Here is a 16,693-nt window from a genome sequence, read left to right on the forward strand (position 1 = left end):
ATCCCCTTACCCAGCAAGGAATTACCGTGACACCTTCCCCCACCTCCGCAATCGTCGTCGGCGCGGGCATCGGCGGACTCACCGCCACGGCCGCGCTGCGCCGCGCGGGCATCGACGTCGTGCTGTGCGAACGCGGCCCGGAACTGCGCGCCGCCGGCTTCGGCCTGTCGGTGCAGTCCAACGCGATCAACGCGCTGCGCACCCTCGGCCTCGGTCTCGACGAAGAACTCCTGGCGGCAGGCGCGCAGGCGACCTCGTTCACCTTCCGCTACCCCGACGGTTCGCTGATCCGCCGCGTCGACCTCACCGAGGTCGACGCCGGCCTCGGCGCCCCCTCGGTCCCGTTGGCCCGCAAGGACTTACACGATGCCCTGCTGGCCGCCTGCGGTCCCGACCTGCACGTCGAGCTCGGCGCCGAGGCGGTGGGCTTCACCGAGACCGCCGATCAGGTCACCGTCGAATTCGCCGACGGACGCACCCTCAGCGCCGACGTGCTGATCGGCGCCGACGGCATCAACTCCGCCATCCGCGCCCAACTGCACGGCGCCCAGCCCCCGCGTCCGGGCAATTTCGTGTGCTGGTTGGCGCTGGTGCCGTTCGCGCATCCCACGATCGAAACCGGCGCCTCGATCCACTACTGGGGTCGCGGGATGCGCTTCGGCATCCACGACATCGGCCACGGCAACGTGTACTGGTGGGCCACGATGACCACCACCGCCGAGCGGGCCGCGAACTGGCCGCACGGCAAGGCCGATCTGGCCTCCCGGTTCGCCGACTGGGCGCCCGAGATCGTCGAGATCATCGACGCCACACCGGAATCCGACATCCTCGCGCTGCCCGCGCAGGACCGTCCCGCGCTGACCAGCTGGGGTCGCGGCCGGGTGACCCTGCTCGGCGACGCCGCCCACCCGATGCTGCCCAGCCTCGGCCAGGGCGCCAACTCCGCCATCGAGGACGCCGTGGTGCTCGGCCATTCGCTGGTCGGCCACGCCGACCCGGTGAGCGCCCTGCGCGGCTACGAGCAGCGCCGGATTCCGCGCACCACCATGCTGGTCGACGGTTCCCGCAAGCTCGGCCGCCTCGAGCAGACCCGCAGCCGGGCGCTGGTCGCGGTGCGCAACGCCTTCATCGCCAAGGGTTCCGACGCGAAGGTGCTCGCGAGCCTGTCCGAGCCGATGACCTGGCCCGGTTTCGGCGAGCCCACCCCGGTGGCCGCGCTGCCGCGCCCGCTGTCGGTGCTGGAGCGCTGGCACTGGACCGCCGATCAGGTGGCGCCCCTGCACATCGTGTCCCGCGTCCGGGTCACCGGCGACCTGAGCGCCGCCCACGTGCGCACCGGGTTGACCGCCCTGGTCCACCGGCATCCGATGCTGCGCACCGTGGTCACCTCCGACGACGGCCGCGCCCCCCGGTTCGTCCCCGTCGCGGCGCGACCGATCCCCCTGCGTGAGGTCGCAGGCACCGACTGGGCCGCCGAGGCCGACGCCGAACTGCGCGACCGCTTCGCCCCCGACGCGCCCCCGTTGCGCGCCACCCTGGTCACCGTCGCCCCCGGCGTCCACGATCTGATCCTGACCTCCACCTACACCTTCGCCGACGGGCAGACCATCGTGTCGCTGGCCTACCAGGTGCTCGAGCTGGCCGCGGCCGACCCGTCGTGGGTCGCCGAGGTGCCCGCGCAGCCGGGCCCGGAAGCGTTGTTCCCCAGCGCTTTCCACGGTCTGCGTGGCAAGGGCAAGACGGTGGCCCAGCTCGCCGGTGACGCGCTTCGCGACGCGCGGGCCAAGCCGCTGCGCGTGCGTCCCGGCGCCGAGGCCGCCCCCGCCGAGCGGTTGACCGCGCTGGTGCGCCGCGAGATCGCCGACGCCGACTACCAGGCGCTGGTCGCGGCCTGCGCCGCCCACGATGTCGACCTGACCAGTCTCGTCGCCGTCGCGCTGGCCCGCGCGGCCGCCGCCGATGCCGGGGAACCGCAGGCCAGTTTCGCGGTCGGTGTCTCGGTCCTGTTCCGCGATCACCTGGCCCGCCCGATCGACACCGTCGACACCGGCGCCTACCAGGCGATGATCGCGCTGCCGACGCCCGCCGCGGCCCCGGTGTGGGAGACCGCCGCGGCCTTCGGCACGGACCTGTCCGAGCGGGTCGACCAGCGTCAGCACCTGGCCAACCTGGGCAGCATGGCCTTCATGACGCCCAAGACCCCCGCCGACGCCGCCAAGGTGGTCAGCCTGCTCGACGCCCGGGGTCCGGGCAACCTGTGCCTGACCTCGCTGGACACCACCGACTTCCCCACCGAGGTCGGCGCCTGGTCGGTCTCGAACCCGGAATTCGTCTCCGGCATGTCGATCAGCGGGCTGATGATGCTGACCGTCGGCGTGGGCCGTGACGCCCTGTCGCTCAACCTCGGCCACATCGACACCCTGCTGTCGACCGAGCGCGCCGAGGCCCTGCTCGACTCGCTCACCGCCACCCTGCGCGAAGCCGTCGCGGCCTCGACTGCCGGTGTGGCGCAACTGGTTCCGGTCGGCGAGAAGGCGTAACCCGCACCGGTGGCCCGCATCGTCGCGATGCGGGCCACCGGTGTCCTAGGCCGCCCGGTCGATCGTCGGGCCGGTGAACGGGGTGTTCGTGCCCGCGAGCCTGCCGCCGACCGCCACCGTCAGCGCGGTGCCCGCGACACCGAGCAGTCCGCGCCAACTCGCCGACACCGCACTCGTCGACAGCACGGTGCGGGTGCTGGGCGCGGGCAGCGGCGCGCCGGCGATGCGATCGGCCAACCAGCCCAGACTCAGCGACGTGGACAGCGGCAGCAGCGTGAAATGGTCGCTGAGACGGTCGCGCAGGTAGGTCACGTGCACGCCCGCGTCGCGATAGCGCTCGACCTGCGCGTCGACGCTGGCGCTGTGGATCACCTGGTCGTTGACCGGTTGGAGCACCAGCAGCGGACAGTTCGGCGCCGACAGACCGAGGCGCAGATCGTCGATCACGCCCCGCACCTTCGGATCGCCCAGGATCTCCTCGAGCGGTCGCCGCAGATACTGGTCGACATTGCGACCCGACAGCCGCAGCAGCGCCACCAACGGCGCCAACCGCTCCACCTCGTCCAACAACTCCTGACCGGCGGGCAGCAGATTGGCGGTGATCACCTCGTCGAGGTCGGGATACAGCCGACGCAGCGCCGCGACGACCATCAGCGGAAAGCCCGAGTACCGCCCGCCATGTAGTCGCAGGAACACCTCACCCGGATCACCCACCGGCGCCCCGAGCGCCGCGCCGACGATATTCAGTTCCGGCGCGTAGGTGGGCGCCATCTCCGCCGCCCACGCACTGGCCATCCCCCCGCCCGAGTACCCCCACAGCCCGATCGGCGTGCGCCGATCCAACCCCAGCGGCGCGAACGACAGCGCCGCCCGCGCACCGTCGAGACTGCGATACCCCGGCTCGCGCGGTGCGCCGAAACTGCCCAGCATGCCGCCGTGATCGGCGATCCCGACCGCCCACCCGCGCCGCAGCGCGTTGGCGATCAGCGGCCATTCCAGGCGCGTGATCGACCCCGACACCGAGGCGCGATGGCGCAGCGCGTAAGACGGGGCACACCGCTGGGTGATCGCATCGATCGCCGACTGGAACAGCAGCAGCGGCCGATTCGGGTCCGGCTCCGCGCCCGAGGGCGTCACCACCGTGGTGACCGCGAGCTCCGGCCGCGAGAACAGATCGTTGCTGCGGTAGGCCAACTGCCAGGCCCGCACCCGCTGGCGCACCATCCCGAACAACGCCAACTCCACCGGCCGCGACCGGATCACCGTGCCGGGCGCGATCGAGGCGATGTCGGCCGGTGTGCGCAGGAACGGGTCCGCGTCGGGCAGCAGCGGAACCTGGCGGCGGCGCTGTCGCGCGCGATCGGGTTCGATCATCTCTCTCCTTGGCCTTGCGGGAAGCCGACGAAACACGTGGCAGCAGAACCCAGATCGCGACCGTGCCGCCCCCAGGGAGGGATCGAAGGCGCCCTTGCCGATTTCGCAGCGTATTCGACGCGACCGGCCGACGGCGGGCTCCGCACGAGAGCTTGTAGACACTCACAGCGGGCGTCTCGACCCGTTGTTCGCGCCGCCGACGTGCGACAATCGCGGGGTGCAGCTCTCGGACGCCGCGATGTTCGCCCGCCAGCGAGTCGCCGACGTCCGCGACGACCCCGAAGCGCGCTCGCGCTCGCTGTGCCACCTCTACGACGACGGCGAATTCCGTTCCCGGCGACTCCCTTTCCGCCGTGCCGCAACAGCGTTCCTGCGCTGGCAGGTGCAGCGCGGACTCCTGCACCCACCCACCGACCCGCACCCCGGTAGCCCGTGGTGGCGCGCGGTCAACGAACAACTGCTGCGCGACGGCTGGGAGTCGCGGGCGTTGGCCGAGGGCTTCGCGGGCACACCGTCCTCCCCCAGCGTCGAACTCTCGACCCGTTTCGTCGCCGAACCGACCGCGACCAACTGGTATCGCGCCCACAACTCCAGCATCGTCGCCGGCTACCTCGCCAATCACGCACTGGCACACCAGGAAAGCCGCACCGAACGGTTCTTCATGAACCTCGTGCTGCTGCGCGTGCTCTACGCCCACGCCCTCGTCGCGGCGCCGCGTCTCGCACTCGGTTGGCTCTCGCCCGTAGCGCCGCTACTGGGCGATCCCCGGCTGGGCATGACCGGCCTGTTCCTGTCGATCTCGCGCATCCTGCCCGACCGCTACCCCCTGTCCGACGATGTCGAAACCTACATCGACAACGAACACGGCTTCGGCCGACTCCTCGACATCGGCATCATCACCCCCCGCGTGCACCAGCTCTACGCCTGGTCGGCCACCGACCTCGACCAACCCGCACTCCGCACCCTGCTCTGCGACGACGTGCCCGTATACGCTTGGCCCGCTGACGATTCCGCCCCCTGGCACCCGACCCCGACGCGCGCGGCCCGCACGGCCCGACGCCTCATCGCACCCCGACCCGAGTACGGAATCGGCTGAACTCCGGCCCCAGCGGTCCGACGCCCGCCCTACAGTGAGCACATGCGTGGACTATCTCGAATCCTGCTGTGCTCGGCCGCCACGGCCACCACGGCACTGGCGGTGACCACCCTTCCGACCGCGACCGCCGAACCCACCACTGAGGCTTCCAGCTGCGCGGCAGTGAAAGTCGTGACCGTGCGCGGCACCCTGGAACCACAGGTCGGCAGCCTGCTGCTCACCCCGCTGGCCACCCAGATCGCCGCAGAATCCGGTCGACCGACCACCGTCACCGAACTCGACTACCCCGCCTCGATGGCGCCGGACAGCTCCGTGCGCGGCGTCGAGAACCTCACCGCCCTGCTCGAGACGACCGCCACCGCCTGCCCCGACCAGCAACTGGTCCTGCTCGGCTACTCCCAGGGCGCCCGCGTCATCACCAACACCCTGCGCCCCGGCACCACCCTCACCGACCGAGCCGCCGCCCGCATCGACGCCATCGCCCTGTTCGGCAACCCCCTGTTCAACGGCGCCGACCCCTACAACCGAGGCAACTACGACCCCGCCCTCTCCGGCACCGGCGCCCTGGCCCCAGGCGCCCTCGCCCCCTTCACCGACCGCCTCCACAGCTACTGCAACACCGGCGACCGAGTCTGCCAGGGCGGCGACCCAGCCGCCGGCTTCGCCAACGCCCTGAGCTACGGCCACTTCGCCTACTTCATCAACGGAAACCGCACCGAGGCAGCCACCTTCGTCCGCGAACGACTCGGCTGACATCGATTCGCCCGTCGCGGACCACCGTCGGCGGCGGGCCTCACGCACGGGACGCGCGGCTCGATGCCGCCGTTCCCTTCCCCTGCCCGTCGGTAATTCGTAGCGTTCGATCGGGTCCAGCACCACCGTCCTCGCGCTCACATGCTTCAATACGCATATCGCGATAACGGCATCTAATTGGCGCAAAGGACTTGAAGCAGCCCGTGATGGTCTAGTTCGACTCCGGCGCACCTCGACGACGGCCGGGCCGTCGCCGAGCGCATTCCGAGCTCAGTCCTCGGCTGCCGCGGCAGCCGCCGGCAGTTGCTGCCAGTGGGTCAGGACCGCCGGGTCCTGGAGTTCGAGCCAGGCGACCACGTCGGCGTGCGTGGCGCAGATGGTTTCGGGGGCAGCGCAGACGGCGGACATGAAGTCCGCGGTGGCCGGGTTGAAGGAATTACCGTTCCAGTCGTTGAAGTGATTGGCGATGACCAGTGGGGCGCGGTTTCCGTGGAAGGCTCGTTCGTAGAGGTAGGTGTAGGTTTCGGCGACCATCTCGCGCAGGCGCGGTGCGGTTTCCGGCTGCTCGGTGGCCTTGTTGAAGGTGTACCAGAAGTTGTAGTCCAGGGCGGTCTGGCGCTGTTGGAATGCGGGCGAATAGGCGTACGGGATGGGGAATTCCCAGATTCCGTCGATATCGATCGGCCAGGTGAGTCCCGGCCGGTCCGCGGGCATGGACGAATCCCAGGTCATACCATGCTGTTTCCACGCGGGAATCAGTTGATCGAGTCGCCCTTCCAGGCATTGGGTTCGCCCACCGAGCACCGCCTCCGGCCCGAAAAGCAGATCCGGGGAATCGAACAGCCCGTTGTTCGCCTGCAAATTCGCCATCAACGCGTAGAACTGCTCGAGTTCGTGGTTCCAGTCCGCGGTGCTCCACCGGTCCCCGTTGTACCCGCCGCCGTGGCAGAAATGCCCCACGTAGTGGGTGCCCATCTCGTGCCCGGCCAGCCAGGTCCGATTCAGGTAGTCGACCTGGTTGCGCACATCCTCGGCCTGTCCGCCGAAAGCGATCGCGGCCTCCCCCGCCTGATGACCGGGCCCCTGATACAGGTGCCGATTGGCGTCGGTGAGGAAATACAGCCCGGTCATCAACGCCGTGAACCGCGCGTCGACACGCTCGGCGGTCTCGAGGAACAGATCCCAATTCGGCGACAGGCCAACCCCGTCGAAGGAGAACAGCACGAATTGCGGCGGCCGTTCCCCGTGCGCCAACTTCACCATCGGCACATTCGAGGGTTTGCGCACCGGCGTGAACGACGCCTCGTCGACCAATGGCGCGTCAGCCGGTGCCGAGTCGGCACTACTGCGCGCACACCCGACCACCACCACCGCCATCGCCGCGATCAGAGCAGCGAACCGCAACCGACAATCCCGCATTCGACATCGACCCCGAATCCTGTGTGGTCCCACGCTTCAACGCAAAATAGGCGACCACTCCCCCACCGCTCGTCGACGACGCACCCCCATTACTCGATCGTGACATTCGACCGAATTCCTCTAGTTTCGCTTCCGAATTCGACGCGAACAGAACATCGGTGATCGACACATCACCCAATTCCGATCAGCGTGCGCGGAATTGACGACCCACCGCACCCGCCCGCACGCCGACCGCATCGGGCACGATGGTGCGCATGGACCTTCGCATCTTCACCGAACCTCAGCAGGGCGCCGACTACGACACCCTCTTGGCGGTGGCGCGTGCCGCCGAGGAGCTCGAGTTCGACGCGTTCTTCCGCTCGGATCACTACCTCGCGATGGGCGACGCCTCGGGCCTGCCGGGACCGACCGACGCCTGGATCACCCTGGCCGGGTTGGCCAGGGAAACCTCCCGGATCCGGCTGGGCACTCTGGTCACCGCCGCGACGTTCCGACTGCCGGGACCGCTGGCCATCCAGGTGGCGCAGGTGGATCAGATGTCGGGCGGTCGGGTCGAGCTCGGCCTTGGCAGCGGCTGGTTCGCCGCGGAACACGCGGCCTACGGAATCCCGTTCCCGGACAACCGCTTCGGCCTGCTCGAGGAGCAGTTGGCCATCGTCACCGGCCTGTGGGAGACCGCGCCCGGCGCGAAGTTCACCTTCGACGGCGCCCACTATCAGCTCACCGACTCCCCCGCCCTGCCCAAGCCGGTCCAGAGTCCCGTGCCGGTGATCATCGGCGGCAACGGCAAGGTCCGCACCCCGCGCCTGGCAGCCCGCTACGCCACCGAGTTCAACATGCCCTTCGCCTCGGTCGCCGACAGCGCCGCCCAATTCGACCGGGTGCGCGCGGCGGTCCGCGCGGCCGGGCGCACCGACGACCTCGTGTACTCCAACGCCCTGGTCGCCTGTGTCGGCCGCACCGACGCCGAGGTGGCGCGTCGGGCCGCCGCGATCGGGCGCGAGGTCGATGAACTCAAGGAGAACGGCCTGGCCGGTTCACCCGCCGAGGTGCTCGACAAGATCGCCCGCTACCGCGAGATCGGCTCGAGCAGAATCTATTTGCAGATCCTCGACCTCACCGACCTCGATCAGCTGGAGCTCATCGCCACGCAGGTGCAATCGCAGCTCTGAGCGGTCAGCTCACCCGGCGGGCGAAACGCACCAGGACGACTGCGGCGAGCAGCCATCCCAGGGCGTACAGCGCGGCGCGCGCCGGGTGCCAGTTGTCGATCGCCAGGAGCACACCGAGCACGGCGAGCCCGACCAGCAGGGCGGCAATTCTCATGGGGTGCCTTTCGTTCGCGCCGGTACCGGTAGCGTTTCACAACGATGGTGTCGCGTCGAGGCAGGCGATCGATCCACAGTCCACCGACGAGAGGCGCCCCCCAGTGACGACCACAGGCCGCAACCCCACCGATTCCGGTGTCCGAGTGCGGGATTCGACGGGCGCGCAGGATCTGCGGGACCTGTTCGGGCAGGCCGCGGCGGTGTTCGTCGAACTGCGCGGTCCCGAGCACCGGGTCGAGGCGGCCAACTCGGCGTTCTTCGAGTCGTTCGGCGTGCGCACCGGAATTCCGCTCGCCGAGCTGATGCCCGAGTGGGGCGCGTACGGCGTCCTCGATGAGGTTTATCGGACCGGTGTGCCCGCCGTCGGCCGCGATGTCGCGGTCCAAGTCGGCACGGCGCGGTCGTTCTTCGACTTCACCTACGAGCCGATCCGCGACAGCGCGGGCGCGGTGACCGGGATCCGGTTGATCGGCGTGGAAACCGCGCAACTGAAGCACGCGCAACGCCTGATGGCCGAACAGCGCGCCCTGGTCGAACAGATCGCCCGCCAGGCGCCCCTGTCCGAGGTGCTCGACGGAATGGCAAGGGCCATCGAGGATCTCGCACCCGAACAGGTCCTGGTCTCGGTCCTCCTCGCCGACGCCACCGGCCGGCACCTACACCACGGCGCCGCACCGAGCCTGCCCGACTTCTACAACGCGGCGATCGACGGCATCACCACCGGCGAGGGCGTCGGCTCGTGCGGCACCGCCGCGCACCGCCGCGAACCGGTCATCGTCACCGATATCGGCACCGACCCGTTCTGGGACGACTTCCGCGACCTGGCCGAGCGAGCGGACCTGGCGGCCTGCTGGTCGACCCCGATCCTGGCCCGCGACGGCGCCCTCCTCGGCACCTTCGCCATGTACCACCGCAGCCCGCGCGTGCCCCAGCCCGGCGATCTCGCCCTGGCCCGAGTATTCGCCGACACCGCCGGGTTGGCCATCGAACGTCACCACATCGAGCAGGCGAAAGCCACCGCCGAAGCACAGGCCGAGGCCGCCCGCGAGGAACTGGCCCAAGCCCTGCGCGCCGAACACCGCCTCCGCGCCGAGGCCGAACAGCGCGCCGAGGCCGCCGCCGAACTCAGCGCCCGAATGCGCAGCGCCGCAGCCGCATTGGCCGCTGTCCCGCATCCCGAGCACTGCGAACTCGGCGGTTCGGCAGGCTGCGCCGCCCCCGCCGAGATCAAGGTCGCCGACTCCTGGGGCGACGCGGCCTGGGGCTGTCCCGACCACGTCGAACACGCCCTGCTCAACGTCGGCGCCGTCTTCATCGCCAACGAGGACCTCGGCGGCCTGGCCGCCTACGTCAACCGCTGACGCCTTACTTCCCGGTGTCGATGACGGTCAACGAGGTCAGCTCACTGACATAGCGGCCACCCTTGATATCGCCGGGGACCACCAGGCGCGGGGCGGCGAGGTCGACCTCGTCCTCCCGGTAGGCGACCAGCACCGGCGTCGCGGCGAACCCGGGATCGAACTCGCCCCACGCCACCGTCGCCTGGTACCCGTCGGCACCAGTCGCGAGGACGACCAGGCGCAGCGTGGCGTTCTTCGCCGCCGGATCGGTGGTGGGATTCGCGGCGGCTCAGCAGGTGTTCTACGGTGCGTCGAAGCCGGCGTCGGTGAAGACCGTGCGGGCCTTGTCGGAGCCGATGAAGTCGACGAACGCCGTGGCGGCCTTCGCGTTCGGCGCGTGCGCCAGCGGCGCGACCGGGTAGTCGTTGATCGCCTTGTCGGCCTCGGGGAACTCGATCCCCTCGACCTTGTCGCCCGCGGCCTGCACATCGGTGCGGTAGACCAGCGCCGCGTCGACCTCGCCGAGCGTCACCTTCGTCAGCACCGCCTTCACATCCGCTTCGCGGGTATCGGGCTGCGGGGTCACCCCGGCGACCTCGAACACCGTCTTCGCCGCCGCGCCGCAGGGCACCTGCTCGGCGCACAGCGCGATCTTCGGTTCGGACTTGCCGAAGTCGGCCAGCCCGGTGATGTCGCCGGGATTGCCTGCGGGAACGGCGATCTCGAGTCGGTTGCGCACGAAGATCACCGGCTTCGCGGTCACGTCACCGGCGTCGACGACCTGCTGCATGTTCTTGGGCGCGGCCGAGGCGAACACATCGGCGGGCGCGCCCTGCTTGATCTGCTCGGCCAGGGCCGAACTGGCCGCGAAGTTGTAGACCACCTTCACCCCGGGATGCTCGGCCTCGAACTGCTTGCCCAGCTCGGAGAACGTCCCGGTCAGCGACGCGGCCGCGAACACGGTGACCGTGCCGGAGATCTCGTCCGCCGAGGCGGGTTTCGTCGCGGTGTCGTCCCCGCAACCGACGGCGGCGAGTGCCACCGCGCCGGTCAACGCGATGCCACGGATCATTCGAATCATGTTCAACGTCATCCACTTTCAGCGGTTCGAAGACAAAACAGAGGTGCGGTCGGGTCGCCACATCGAGTCCGACCGCCAGTAACAATCAGATCTCCGTACATACGGACCCGCTGGTGAGATCCTTCCCATAATGCGGAGGAATACTGGTGATTCTATGGCACCTGCGGACATCTGAGCGATGGTTCAGTACACGTCGCGGACATACCGCTTGTCGGCTACCAGCTTCTTGACATAGGCGTCGGCTTCCTCCTCACTCATCGCCCCGTGGTGGGAGACGATCTCGCGCAGCGCGGCGTCGACGTCCTTGGCCATCCGCGCCGCGTCACCGCAGACGTAGAAGTGGGCGCCGTCGCGCAGCCAATTCCACAGGTGCGCACCGTGTTCGCGCATCCGGTCCTGCACGTAGATCTTGGCGCGCTGGTCGCGGGAGAACGCCACGTCCAGGCGGCTGAGCACGCCGTGGCACTCGAGTTCGGCCAGTTCGTCGCGGTAGTAGAAGTCGGTGGCCTCGTGCTGTTCGCCGAAGAACAACCAGTTCGGGGCCTGGTCACCGCGCGCGCGACGGTGTTCGAGGAACCCGACGAAGGGCGCGACCCCGGTGCCCGGTCCGACCATGATCGCCGGGGTGGCCGGGTCGTCGGGTGGGCGGAAGTGCGGTGCGGGCTGCACGTGCAGGACCAGCGGTTGTTCGAGTTCGACATCGGCGAGGTAGGCCGAGCACAGGCCGCCGCGGGGTCGCCCGGTCGGGCCCTCGTAGCGGATCACCGACACCGTCGTGCGCACGATCGCGGAGTCGACCAGCGGGCTCGAGGAGATCGAATACAGCCGGGGCTGTAGGCGTTTGAACAGCGAGACCCACTGCTGGGCATCGGCGGACACGGCGAATTCGGTGGCGATGTCGACCGGTTGGCGACCCCACAACCACTTCGCGAGTTCGCCCTTGTTGTCGGGTCGCAGCAACCATTTGACGGTGCGGTCGCCGGTCTGTTCGGCGAGGAAGCGCAGCAGTTCGGTGGTCGTGCGCGTGAGATCGAGGTGGCCCTCGAGCGCGATCGACAGTGGCATCGACCCGGCTTTCGGGACCTCGACGACGGCGCTCGGGTTCAGTCCGGTGACCGCGAGAAACTCCCACACCAGGCCCAGGTCGTTGGCCGGACGCACGCCGAGCGCGTCACCGACGTCGTAGCGCAGGTCCGAGCCGGACAGGTCGTAGGTGAACTGGCGGACTTCCTTCTGCGCGCCGGGCAGACTCAGCAACCGGTTGCCCACCAGGCGTCCGGTCGGGGCATCGACGCGGAGCTCGGTCCTGGTCGAACCCGGTCGGCGCGCCTGCTCGCCACGCGGCGCCACCGGGGCGGCGGCAGCGGTCGCGGGTTGGCCCAACTCGGTCAGTAGCCGTGCGAGCCAGGCCCCGGCGGTCTCCTCGAAGTCCGGTTCGCAGTCGACCCGGTCCAGGATCCGGGCGGCGCCCAGTTCGGCGAGCCGCTCGTCCAGGCGTTTGCCGTGACCGCAGAACGCGTCGTAGTTCGAGTCGCCGAACGCGAGCACCGCGAATCGGGAACCGGCCAGCGCCCCGGATTCGGCCTCGACCAGCGAGGTCCAGAACGCGGCGCCGTTGTCGGGGGCGTCGCCGTCGCCGAAGGTGCTCGACACGACCACCAGGTCGCACTCGCGCGGCAGGTCACCCACCGCGATCTCGTCCATGCCGTGCGGCGTCGGGGCTCGTCCGGTTCCGGCCAGCGCCGGGAGCACGGTCGCGGCGACGAAGTCCTCGGCATTGCCGGTCTGCGACGCCCACAGCACCACCAGCGGACGCGCGGTGGGCGCCGGCTCGGCGGCGGCGGGTTCGGGCGCGGACTCGACCGGTCGGGTCACGCGCTGATGCGGCCCGAACACGCCCGCCAGCATCCCGTTCACCCAGGCCGCAGCCTGCGGCGGCAGGGGCGGGCTCGTGGGCAGGACCGGCACGACGGCGGCCTCGAGACGGTCGATGCCCGACAGGAATCCGGCGAGGTAGGCGCGATCGGCGTCCGACAGTGCCGGTGCGGCGAGCTCGCCGAGGCCGAGCACGGCGGCGGCATCGGCTACCGAGCCGACGGGCGGGCTCGACCCGACGGCGGGTGCCGCCTCGTCGGTGGACGACACCGACCCGGCCTCGACGGGAGCCTCGGTACTCGGTTCGATGACGATCGGCGCGGGCACTTTCGCCAATCGCACCGCGCAGACCTTGAATTCGGGCTGCTGGGAGATCGGGTCGATGGCGTCGTTGGTCACGGCGTTGACCGCCCGGTACTCGCCGAACAGGTCGTTCCAGTGGAACGGCGCGAACACGTCCCCCACCCGGACGCGGTCGGTGACGATCGCGGGCAGCACCGCGCGACCACGCCGCGAGGCGACCTCGACCCAGTCGCCGGCCGAGACCTCGAGTCGGGCGGCGTTGTCGGGGTGGATCTCGACGAACGGTCCGGGATTGAGCTTGTTGAGTTTGGCGATCTTGCCGGTCTTGGTCAGGGTGTGCCATTGATGTTGCACGCGACCGGTGTTCAGCACGAACGGGTAGTCGTCGTCGGGCAGTTCGGCCGGTTCCAGGTTGGGCCGGGCGAAGAACACCGCGCGTCCCGACGCGGTCGGGAACCACAGTCGTGGCGTCGTGCCGTCCTCGCGGGTGCGCAACTCCTGGCTGATTCCGTCGTTGCGGTAGCGAATGGGGTTGCGGCGCGGACCATCCGGGGCGACCGGCCACTGCACCGACCCCTCGCGCAGCCGGTCGTAGGTGGCCCCGCGCAGGTCGTACCCGGTGCGCGGATTCCAGGCCTGTTTGATCTCCTCGAAGATCTCCTCGGCGCTGCCGTAGGTGAAACTCTCGGAATAGCCCATGGCGCAGGCGATTCGGGCGATGATCTGCCAGTCCGGGATGGCCTCGCCGGGCGCCGGAATGGTCTTCGGGACCAGGGTGAGGTTGCGTTCGGAGTTGATCATCACCCCGTCGCCCTCGATCCACAGCGTCGCGGGCAGGATCACGTCGGCGTAGGCGTTGGTCTCGGTCTCGGCGAAGACGTCCTGGGTGATCACCAGCTCCGCCGCTTCCAACCCGGCCAGCACGGTCTTGCGATTCGCCACGGTCGCAACGGGATTGGTGCAGATGATCCAGCAGGCCTTGATCTCGCCCGCCGCCATGCGCGCGAACATGTCGATGGTGCCGCTGCCGACATCGGTGCGCAGCGTGCCGGCGGGGATCTGCCACAGGTTCTCGATGAACGCGCGGTCGGCCTCGACCAGCACCGAGCGCTGCCCCGGCAGACCCGGCCCCATGTACCCCATTTCGCGCCCGCCCATGGCGTTGGGTTGGCCGGTGAGTGAGAACGGGCCGCTGCCGGGTCGGCAGATCGCGCCGGTGGCCAGGTGCAGGTTGATCAGGGCGTTGGAGTTCCAGGTGCCGTGGGTGGACTGGTTCAAACCCATTGTCCAGCAACTCATCCACTCCCCCGCCGTACCGATCAGCTCGGCGGCACGGCGCAGGTCCTCGACCGCGATTCCGGTGAGCGCGGCGACGGTGGCCGGGGTGTAGTCGGCGAGGAACTCGGGCATGCCGTCCCAGCCCTCGGTGAACTCGGCGATGAACTCCGCGTCGAGGTGACCGCCCTCGACGAGCAGGTGCAGCAGGCCGTTGAGCAGGGCCAGATCACTGCCGGGGGTGACCTGGAGGAACAGGTCGGCCTTGTCGGCGGTCGCGGTGCGGCGCGGGTCCACCACGATCAGTTTCGCGCCCGCCTTGACCCGATCCATCATGCGCAGGAACAGGATCGGGTGGCAGTCGGCCATATTGGCGCCGATCACGAAGAACACGTCGGCGTGATCGAAGTCCTCGTAGGAACCGGGCGGCCCGTCCGAGCCCAACGACAGCTTGTAGCCGCTCCCGGCGCTCGCCATGCACAGCCGCGAGTTCGATTCGATCTGGTTGGTGCCGATGAAGCCTTTGGCCAGCTTGTTGGCCAGGTACTGCGCCTCCACCGTCATCTGTCCCGAGACATACAGCGCCACCGCGTCGGGGCCGTGCGTGTCGATCACCTGCCGGAGTCGTTGCGCGGTGTCGGCGATGACGGCGTCCACCGGTTGCGCGACCGGCTCGGCCCCACGCTCGGCACGCACCAGCGCGGTGTCGAGTCGACCGTCGACCTTCAGCAGATCGAGGTGGCTGCCGCCCTTGGTGCACAGGCGTCCGCCGTTGGCCGGATGGTGTTTGTCGCCCGGTGCTTTGCGGACACGCTGGGTGCCGTCGGGGCCGGTCTCGACCTCGAGGGCGATGCCGCATCCCACGCCGCAGTAGGAGCACACCGTGCGGATCGGCCCGCTCATCGCGGCAGCGGGATCAGTTCGGCGAGCGCGCCACGGGTGCCGCCCGGCTCGAGCAGGGCGAGCGCCTGGGCCTCGACCAGGTGTGCCAGATGCGGGACGCCGACCGGGCCGGTGGCCCGCCACACCCCACCACCGACCTGTCCGACCGGCACGACCTCGGTCAGGTCCTCGGTGGCCGAGGCGCGGTCGACCAGGCGGCCGAGGATCGGGGCGGCCGGATCGCGGGCGGTCAGCGCCTCGAGCACGCACCGGCCGGTCACCATGAGCGCGGCGATCGCCTCGAACGGGTCCGCCGACACCGCCAGCATGGTCCGGCCGTCGGGCAGCCGCGCCAGCAGCTGTTCGCCGCCGGGACGCATCCTGACACCGTCGACGACGAGGGTGGCGCCGAGTTCGGCCAGCAGGAATCGGACCTCCTCGAGCGCGCCGATGACCACGACGACCTGGGCCTGCGGCGCCAGCGTGAACCACGAGCGCAGCAGCTCGCCGTCGTTCATCTGCCAGACCTTGCCCGAGCGGAAATCGCACGCGCGCAAGAAGTCCGAGACCACCGGGGCGACCACATCGGGTTCCCAGCTCGCCCCGCGCCGTACCCCGCGCCCGAGCCTGCCGTCGGTCACGAGCACATCGGCCGCCAGCGGACCACGCACTGAAGCCTGCCCGACCCGCGCGCTCGACCCGACCGAGACCACCGCCGGTCCGACCCGAACCCCCGCCGGAGCCAACACCATGCCCGCGTGCCACTGCGCGCCCCGAACCCGGGTGTCGTCGGTCTTGGGCGCGGCCGAGGCGCGCATCAGCACCGCCTGACCGAGCACCCGCGCGAATTCCACGTGCGCGTCACGAATCACCGCGCTGGTGCACAGCGGAGTCGGGGTGCCCGCCGTGATCCGCGCGGCCTCACCCACCGCCAGCGCCGCGGTCTTCGCGCCCACCCGGCCCGCGCGAACCACCCAGTACGGGCCGGGCCCACTCACGACGTACCCGTCGCGCCCGGCCACGTCGACGGCCGGTTCGGCGGTGTGGGCCTGGATCGGCCGCGCCAGAGTCGCACCCACCGCCTCGCACAGGGGACGCACGGTCGGCGCCACAGGTCGCAGTCCCCGACGGACGACCGTGGCGAGATCGGCCACCGCGACGCCCAGCACACACTCGGGCGCCGGTTCCACGGCGATCGTCTCACCCACCGGCCCCGCCGCGACCTGCTCCAACCCATCGACTCCGACCATGAGGCAATCCTCATTATCGGATATTGCCGACCAATATCCCCGCAGTTGCCCACTTATCACCGACTTCTCACCCGCATCTACGCACCCTTGTGCGCTTCCACCGGCGCCCCGCATCAACCGCGAGGTCACCAGGGGAATCGACCGGCACGCAGCGAGTGAGCCACCCTGACGAGAGAC

Annotated in this window: 12 protein-coding genes; 5 read left to right on the top strand and 7 right to left on the bottom strand. The window is 69.8% G+C overall.

Translation table 11 applies throughout. From position 1 onward, the window contains the following. Positions 1-26 precede the first annotated feature (26 nt). Positions 27-2,540 carry an FAD-dependent monooxygenase gene (locus tag ACFP3H_RS05195; protein WP_378600356.1) on the top strand — a complete coding sequence of 838 codons (2,514 nt, stop codon included), beginning with the start codon at positions 27-29 and terminating at the stop codon, positions 2,538-2,540. A 45-nt stretch (positions 2,541-2,585) separates the two neighbouring features. Here ACFP3H_RS05195 and ACFP3H_RS05200 read toward each other — a convergent pair whose 3' ends face one another. Further along, positions 2,586-3,914, bottom strand: a complete 1,329-nt coding sequence (locus ACFP3H_RS05200) for a lipase family protein (protein ID WP_378600358.1) — start codon at positions 3,912-3,914, stop codon at positions 2,586-2,588. A gap of 217 nt (positions 3,915-4,131) precedes the next feature. Here ACFP3H_RS05200 and ACFP3H_RS05205 point away from each other — a divergent pair, with 217 nt between their 5' ends. Together ACFP3H_RS05205 and ACFP3H_RS05210 are read left to right on the top strand one after the other, a co-directional pair. Continuing rightward, the gene (locus tag ACFP3H_RS05205; protein ID WP_378600361.1) at positions 4,132-5,010 is read left to right on the top strand and encodes a hypothetical protein; all 879 of its coding nucleotides are present in this window, start codon (positions 4,132-4,134) and stop codon (positions 5,008-5,010) included. A 42-nt stretch (positions 5,011-5,052) separates the two neighbouring features. Continuing rightward, a complete protein-coding gene (locus tag ACFP3H_RS05210) occupies positions 5,053-5,763 on the top strand; it encodes a cutinase family protein (RefSeq protein ID WP_378600363.1) in 711 nt (236 codons plus the stop codon). 270 nt (positions 5,764-6,033) lie between these two features. Here the strand turns inward: ACFP3H_RS05210 and ACFP3H_RS05215 are convergent, their stop codons facing one another. Continuing rightward, positions 6,034-7,167 carry a polysaccharide deacetylase family protein gene (locus tag ACFP3H_RS05215; protein ID WP_378600366.1) on the bottom strand — a complete coding sequence of 378 codons (1,134 nt, stop codon included), beginning with the start codon at positions 7,165-7,167 and terminating at the stop codon, positions 6,034-6,036. Positions 7,168-7,436: 269 nt separating this feature from the next. Here ACFP3H_RS05215 and ACFP3H_RS05220 point away from each other — a divergent pair, with 269 nt between their 5' ends. Further along, positions 7,437-8,354 carry an LLM class F420-dependent oxidoreductase gene (locus ACFP3H_RS05220; protein WP_378600368.1) on the top strand — a complete coding sequence of 306 codons (918 nt, stop codon included), beginning with the start codon at positions 7,437-7,439 and terminating at the stop codon, positions 8,352-8,354. 4 nt (positions 8,355-8,358) lie between these two features. On the opposite strand, the gene ACFP3H_RS05225 is transcribed toward ACFP3H_RS05220, so the two are convergent. Continuing rightward, complete coding sequence (locus tag ACFP3H_RS05225; RefSeq protein WP_378600371.1) at positions 8,359-8,508, bottom strand: hypothetical protein; 150 nt, start codon at positions 8,506-8,508, stop codon at positions 8,359-8,361. A 145-nt stretch (positions 8,509-8,653) separates the two neighbouring features. Between ACFP3H_RS05225 and ACFP3H_RS05230 the strand changes: the two genes are divergently transcribed. After that, positions 8,654-9,871, top strand: a complete 1,218-nt coding sequence (locus tag ACFP3H_RS05230; RefSeq protein ID WP_378600373.1) for a GAF domain-containing protein — start codon at positions 8,654-8,656, stop codon at positions 9,869-9,871. 4 nt (positions 9,872-9,875) lie between these two features. Here ACFP3H_RS05230 and ACFP3H_RS05235 read toward each other — a convergent pair whose 3' ends face one another. From ACFP3H_RS05235 to ACFP3H_RS05250, 4 genes are all read right to left on the bottom strand, one after another. Further along, complete coding sequence (locus ACFP3H_RS05235; protein ID WP_378600376.1) at positions 9,876-10,046, bottom strand: hypothetical protein; 171 nt, start codon at positions 10,044-10,046, stop codon at positions 9,876-9,878. Positions 10,047-10,151: 105 nt separating this feature from the next. Next, positions 10,152-10,922 carry a molybdate ABC transporter substrate-binding protein gene (gene modA / locus ACFP3H_RS05240; protein WP_378600378.1) on the bottom strand — a complete coding sequence of 257 codons (771 nt, stop codon included), beginning with the start codon at positions 10,920-10,922 and terminating at the stop codon, positions 10,152-10,154. Between the two features lie 192 nt (positions 10,923-11,114). Then, positions 11,115-15,287 (bottom strand): molybdopterin-dependent oxidoreductase, encoded by a 4,173-nt coding sequence (locus ACFP3H_RS05245; protein WP_378600381.1) that lies wholly within the window; start codon positions 15,285-15,287, stop codon positions 11,115-11,117. Further along, positions 15,284-16,516: a MoeA family protein gene (locus tag ACFP3H_RS05250; RefSeq protein ID WP_378600383.1), complete on the bottom strand. Its 1,233-nt coding sequence runs from the start codon at positions 16,514-16,516 to the stop codon at positions 15,284-15,286. The genes ACFP3H_RS05245 and ACFP3H_RS05250 overlap by 4 nt, the downstream gene beginning before the upstream one ends. Positions 16,517-16,693 lie beyond the last annotated feature (177 nt).

The sequence above is a fragment of the Nocardia lasii genome, assembly GCF_042658545.1.
Lineage (GTDB): Bacteria > Actinomycetota > Actinomycetes > Mycobacteriales > Mycobacteriaceae > Nocardia > Nocardia lasii.